Origin of the sequence: Streptococcus suis (assembly GCF_024509555.1) — a bacterium.
GTDB lineage: Bacteria > Bacillota > Bacilli > Lactobacillales > Streptococcaceae > Streptococcus > Streptococcus suis_AD.
On sequence record NZ_JAMWEL010000007.1, the window covers coordinates 88202 to 94757 of the forward strand.

Sequence of the window (6556 nt, forward strand, 5' to 3'; positions counted from 1 at the left end):
GATAGTTTTTTCACAAATCTACAAAAAGAACGAATAATAAAAAAGAGGCCGAAGCCTCTTTGATTTTCACTAAGGATTATTTAGCGATTTTTGCGAAGTACTCAAGAGTACGAACAAGTTGTGCAGTGTAAGACATTTCGTTGTCGTACCATGAAACAACTTTAACCAATTGCTCGCCATCAACTTCGATAACTTTAGTTTGAGTTGCATCAAACAATGAACCGAATGAGATACCTACGATATCAGAAGATACGATTTGGTCTTCAGTGTAACCAAATGATTCAGTAGCAGCAGCTTTCATAGCAGCGTTCACTTCTTCAGCAGTTACTTTCTTATCAAGAGTTGCAACCAATTCAGTCACAGAACCTGTTGGAACTGGAACACGTTGTGCAGCACCGTCAAGTTTACCGTTCAATTCTGGGATTACCAAGCCGATAGCTTTAGCAGCACCAGTTGAGTTAGGAACGATGTTTGCTGCAGCAGCACGTGCACGACGAAGGTCACCACCACGGTGTGGTCCGTCAAGAACCATTTGGTCACCAGTGTAACCGTGGATTGTAGTCATCAAACCTTTTTGAACGCCAAATGCATCGTGAAGAGCTTTAGCCATTGGTGCCAAACAGTTTGTAGTACATGAAGCACCTGAGATAACTGTTTCAGTACCATCAAGGATGTCGTGGTTAGTGTTGAAAACAACAGTCTTAACATCGTTACCACCAGGAGCAGTGATAACAACTTTTTTAGCACCGTTAGCGTGGATGTGTTGCTCAGCTTTTTCTTTAGAAGCAAAGAAACCTGTAGCTTCCAAAACGATATCTACGCCATCAGTAGCCCAGTCGATGTTTCCTGGCTCACGCTCAGCAGAAACTTTAACGAATTTACCGTTAACTTCGAAACCACCGTCTTTAACTTCAACAGTACCGTCGAAACGACCTTGAGTTGTGTCATATTTCAACAAGTGTGCAAGCATTACTGGATCTGTAAGGTCGTTGATACGAGTAACTTCAACACCTTCTACGTTTTGGATACGACGGAAAGCAAGACGACCGATACGTCCGAAACCGTTAATACCAACTTTAACTACCATGAATGATTTCCTCCTTATGAAAATCGAGTTCTATATTTTAAAAGGCAAGCCTTTTAATCCTTTTGTGAAAATATTAACTTGTAAGCCTACAAGCATCTTTTCAACGTTTTTATTATATAACTTATTCAATGAAAAAGCAAGAATTTCATATAGTTTCATTGTTAATATTGTCGGAACTACTTGGATTTTCTGAAAACATACTAATGCAATTGGATAAAACCTATAAAATTTGATACAATCATAGGTAATGTTTTAGAAAGTTATTACTCCTATGCCGACAAAATACTCAAAAATCCGCCAGAAACACTTAACCAAAAGAAAACATCGGTCTAAATTTCAAAAATCTATCCTCAGCATTCTCACTCCTTTATTCAGTTTAGGATTATGGTATGTCTTAAATACAATCAGCATATCTATCCAGCCAGTCATCTCGAATATTTTTCCCAGTCATGTGCAAATGAGCTATAGCCTATTTTTCGCTTTTCTTTACAGTAGCTTAGTCCTTGCGCTTACACTTACCTTATGGTTCTGGTGGAAAATACTCTTTAACGAAAAATTTACTTGGTGGAAGCCCTCTTCACTCCTTTTCATCTTCCTTCCAGTTGTGCCTGTCTTCTTATTAGCCCGATATGAAGCCTCCTTTCATACCCCAAAAACACCACTCATTATTTCTCATCGCGCTTTAAACGACCACCTTGCTATTGAAAATACAGTAGAGGCGCTACAATTAGCAAGCAAGAGCAAACCTGATTATATTGAAATTGATCTTTGGGAAACTGCTGATCTAGAATTCGTTGCATTTCATGACCCAACTTTGATTAATTGGGCCGGTCTAGACTACCGTCCTCATGATTTAACTTTAGCAAGTTTAACAGAAATAACGATATCCGATACGACTGGACATACTGCAAAAATCGCAAGTTTTGACCAAATTCTAACTGAAGCTAGGGCACAAAATCAGAAACTCTTAATTGATTTTAAAACTTCTGCACAAGATAGTTCCCAAATGGTAGACAATTTTATGAAGAAATACCAAGCAAGCTTTGAAAATGAGGGGCATCAGCTTCAGTCTGCTGACCCTCATTTCATAAATGCTATTCTAAAGTATGCTCCAAAATTTGAAACCTACTTATTGATGAGCGCACCTCCGGAAATTGAATTCCCTAACCTGACTGGCTATTGTGTTCCTTTGGATCAACTCACTGATGATTTACTCAATTATATTCGCAAATCAGGAAAATCTTTCTACGTATGGACTGTCAATGCTCCTGAAGGAGTACAACAAGCAGACTCCATAGAAGTAGATGGCATCATCACCGACTACCCAACTCGTACACAAACAGTTTTATCTGGTCTATCACAAGCCAATAAATACACAAAACTGTATCAAGAACAATTACAATATTTTAAAATATTCCCCATCCAAGAACAATGATTTTATATCTAGTAGAGATGGTAAAAAGTCAACTTGATTATTTACTTTCCACTTCTTTTGTCCGACTTCCACGTACCACAGTTCAGCCCTAGACTGTTGGAGGTGATTTTTAGTGAACTATAACATCTGCTCAGCCACTAGTTTAACTGGTGGTTTTCATTTTGTTCTTGACGAAAGAGAGATAGAAGACATGAAAAAGCCCGCTCTTTCGAGCAGGCTTGGGCAATCAATTATGCATTGCCGCCGTTTTTCTTGATAATTTCATCTTGTACAGATTTTGGTACATCTTCGTAATGGTCAAATACCATCATGAAAGTACCGCGACCTTGTGTTGCTGAACGAAGAACAGTTGCGTAACCGAACATTTCCGCAAGTGGCACATAAGCACGAACGATTTGTGTGTTACCACGAGCTTCCATACCGTCAACGCGACCACGACGTGCAGTAACGTGACCCATAACGTCACCAAGATTATCTTCTGGTGCAGTGATTGTTACAAGCATCATTGGCTCAAGGATAGTTGGTTGAGCTGATTTAGCTGCTTCTTTAAGGGCAAGAGATGCTGCCACTTTGAAGGCTGTTTCAGATGAGTCGACATCGTGGTATGAACCATCGTAAAGCTTAGCTTTAACGTCAACGATTGGGTAACCAGCAAGAACACCGTTAGCCATAGATTCTACGAGACCTTTTTCAACCGCTGGGATGAATTCACGTGGAACCACACCACCGACGATAGCGTTCTCGAACTCGAAACCTTTACCTTCTTCGTTTGGTGTGAATTCGATCCAAACGTCACCGAATTGACCTTTACCACCAGACTGGCGTTTGAAGAAACCACGAGCTTGTGTAGAAGCACGGAATGTTTCACGGTATGATACTTGAGGAGCACCTACGTTAGCTTCAACCTTGAATTCACGACGCATACGGTCAACAAGGACATCCAAGTGCAACTCACCCATACCAGAGATAACTGTTTCACCTGTTTCAACGTTTGTTTCAACGCGGAATGTTGGATCTTCTTCAGCCAATTTAGAAAGGGCAATACCCATCTTGTCTTGGTCAGCTTTAGACTTAGGCTCAACCATCAATTGGATAACTGGTTCTGGAACGTGGATTGACTCAAGGATTACTTTAGCTTTCTCATCAGTCAATGAGTCACCAGTTGTAGTATCTTTCAAACCAACCGCAGCGGCGATGTCACCAGCGTAAACAGTTTCAATTTCTTGACGGCTGTTTGCGTGCATTTGAAGGATACGTCCGATACGCTCACGTTTACCTTTAGAAGTGTTCATTACGTATGAACCGCTGTTAAGGACACCTGAGTAAACACGGAAGAATGTCAAACGACCTACGAATGGGTCAGTCATGATCTTGAAGGCAAGAGCTGCAAATGGCTCTTCATCAGAAGCATGACGCTCTTCTTCAGCATCTGTATCTGGGTTGATACCTTTGATAGCTGGGATATCAATTGGGCTTGGAAGGTAGTCGATAACCGCATCAAGCATCAATTGAACACCTTTGTTCTTGAAGGCAGAACCACACAATACTGGGAAGAATTCAACGTTGATAGTTGCTTTACGGATAGCAGCTTTCAATTCTTCGTTTGTGATTTCTTCACCTTCAAGGTATTTCATCATCAATTCTTCATCAGTTTCAGCAACTGCTTCCACCAATTTTTCACGGTATTCTTGAGCTTGGTCAAGGTATTCAGCTGGAATATCTTCTTCAAGAATGTCTGTACCAAGGTCGTTAGTATAGATTTCAGCTTTCATCTTGATCAAGTCGATGATTCCACGGAACTCATCTTCAGAACCGATTGGCAATTGGATTGGATGAGCATTTGCTTGAAGACGCTCATGAAGTGTGCTTACAGAGTAAAGGAAGTCAGCACCGATTTTATCCATTTTGTTAGCGAATACGATACGTGGAACACCGTATTCAGTTGCTTGACGCCATACTGTTTCAGTTTGTGGCTCAACACCTGATTGTGAGTCAAGAACGGTTACCGCACCATCAAGAACGCGAAGTGAACGTTGTACTTCGATTGTGAAGTCCACGTGTCCTGGTGTGTCGATGATGTTTACACGGTGGTTGTTCCATTGAGCTGTTGTCGCAGCAGATGTGATAGTGATACCACGCTCTTGCTCTTGCTCCATCCAGTCCATTTGTGATGCACCTTCGTGAGTTTCACCGATTTTGTGGATTTTACCAGTGTAGTAAAGAATACGCTCAGTTGTCGTTGTTTTACCCGCGTCAACGTGCGCCATGATACCGATATTACGAGTTTTTTCTAATGAAAATTCGCGTGCCATGAGGTTTGTTCTCCTATATTTTTAGTTTTATACTTTAATTATACCATATTTTAAGAAAAGCGAGTGGGCAAATCCCACCCGCTTGATTTCTTACTAATGGTGTGAAGTGGTTGAGGCAAGCCTCAATCCGATTTGTGATGTTGGAACGAGAAGTTTGTACTATAATCTCAATCGATTTATATAGAACTGACTTAACGCCCTCACATCTTAATTGAACCCGGGCTACAACTCACTGACAAAAAGAGACGCAGTTGTTTTGGCTTTAGCCAATTACAAATGGGGCTACCTTTAGGTGAGAACCTCATTGATTGCACAGCAATCTGCTTCGCTTCCCTATTTTGTCTAGGAGTTGCTTGACGCCCTCGTATCTTAATCTTAGTTGAATTTTAGCTACAAATGTCTGCCAAAAAGATAAAATCTCCTAGAAACTGAAGTTTCTGCGTCAATTTTCCTATTTTGTCTAGCATTTGTTTAACGCTAAAATATCCTATCTTACCAGCGGAAGTGTGCGAATGCGCGGTTTGCTTCTGCCATTTTGTGGGTGTCTTCACGTTTCTTAACAGCTGCACCCGTGTTGTTTGCTGCATCCATGATTTCTTTCGCAAGGCGATCAATCATAGTGTGCTCACCACGGTTACGAGCGATTGTTACCAACCAACGAAGACCAAGTGTTGTACGACGCTCTGGACGAACTTCAACTGGGACTTGGTAGTTAGAACCACCGACACGACGTGCACGTACTTCAAGTACAGGCATGATGTTTTCCATTGCTGTTTCAAATACTTCAAGTGCATCGTTACCAGTTGCTTCTTTGATTTGATCAAAAGCACCGTAAACGATTGATGCAGCAGTACCACGTTTACCGTCCAACATAACACGGTTGATCAAACGAGTTACCAATTTTGAGTTATACAATGGATCTGGCAATACTTCGCGCTTAGGCGCTTGATTTTTACGACTCATTTATATTTCCCCTTTCTTAGCCTTTTGGACGTTTAGTACCGTATTTAGAACGGCCTTGCTTACGATCGTTAACACCTGCAGTATCAAGCGCACCACGAACGATATGGTAACGTACCCCTGGAAGGTCCTTTACACGTCCACCACGAAGAAGAACAACGCTGTGCTCTTGCAAGTTGTGACCGATACCTGGGATGTAAGCAGTAACTTCGATAAGGTTGCTCAAACGTACACGAGCGAATTTACGAAGGGCTGAGTTAGGTTTTTTAGGTGTCATTGTTCCGACACGAGTTGCAACACCGCGTTTTTGTGGTGATGAAACGTTTGTTTGAACTTTTTTACGGCTGTTGTAACCAACGTTCAAAGCTGGTGATTTAGATTTTTCTACTTTAGACTTACGTGGTTTACGTACCAACTGGTTAATTGTAGGCATCTACATTCTCCTGTATATATTTTTTATTTTTGGTGATAGGGCATTGGTGACAACCCCTATCTGTGTGTACTTTTGCAACAATTGTCAGCACGTCCCTGTACACTCTTGAGAGACCAAAAGTAAAAAGTACCGTCTAATATAATACCACATCCAAAAACTATTGTCAAATAGATATGTTTGAAATTTTCAAGAAAAAACACAGGCTAAATTCTCAAAGTAAGTTCTAGTCTGTCTTAAAAACTGGAAATTAGACTGAGACAAAGAAATAAGGTAGAACTTACTATGGGACAAGTTGGCAATCGACAATGAAAAACAAACACTTAACTCTC

Annotated in this window: 5 protein-coding genes; 1 reads left to right on the top strand and 4 read right to left on the bottom strand. The window is 40.8% G+C overall.

Going from position 1 to position 6556, the window contains the following annotated elements; all coding sequences use genetic code 11:
• Window positions 1–76 precede the first annotated feature (76 nt).
• Entirely contained in the window at window positions 77–1087 is a 1011-nt protein-coding gene (gap, locus tag NF418_RS04750; protein ID WP_002938507.1) for a type I glyceraldehyde-3-phosphate dehydrogenase, read from the bottom strand.
• A 271-nt stretch (window positions 1088–1358) separates the two neighbouring features.
• Between gap and NF418_RS04755 the strand changes: the two genes are divergently transcribed.
• On the top strand, window positions 1359–2522 hold the full coding sequence (locus NF418_RS04755; RefSeq protein ID WP_256778644.1) for a glycerophosphodiester phosphodiesterase family protein: 1164 nt from the start codon (window positions 1359–1361) through the stop codon (window positions 2520–2522).
• Window positions 2523–2752: 230 nt separating this feature from the next.
• On the opposite strand, the gene fusA is transcribed toward NF418_RS04755, so the two are convergent.
• From fusA to rpsL, 3 genes are all read right to left on the bottom strand, one after another.
• A complete protein-coding gene (gene fusA / locus NF418_RS04760; protein ID WP_172053412.1) occupies window positions 2753–4834 on the bottom strand; it encodes an elongation factor G in 2082 nt (693 codons plus the stop codon).
• Between the two features lie 492 nt (window positions 4835–5326).
• A complete protein-coding gene (gene rpsG / locus NF418_RS04765; RefSeq protein WP_002940031.1) occupies window positions 5327–5797 on the bottom strand; it encodes a 30S ribosomal protein S7 in 471 nt (156 codons plus the stop codon).
• Between the two features lie 16 nt (window positions 5798–5813).
• Window positions 5814–6227, bottom strand: a complete 414-nt coding sequence (gene rpsL, locus NF418_RS04770) for a 30S ribosomal protein S12 (protein ID WP_002940030.1) — start codon at window positions 6225–6227, stop codon at window positions 5814–5816.
• Window positions 6228–6556: the final 329 nt, after the last annotated feature.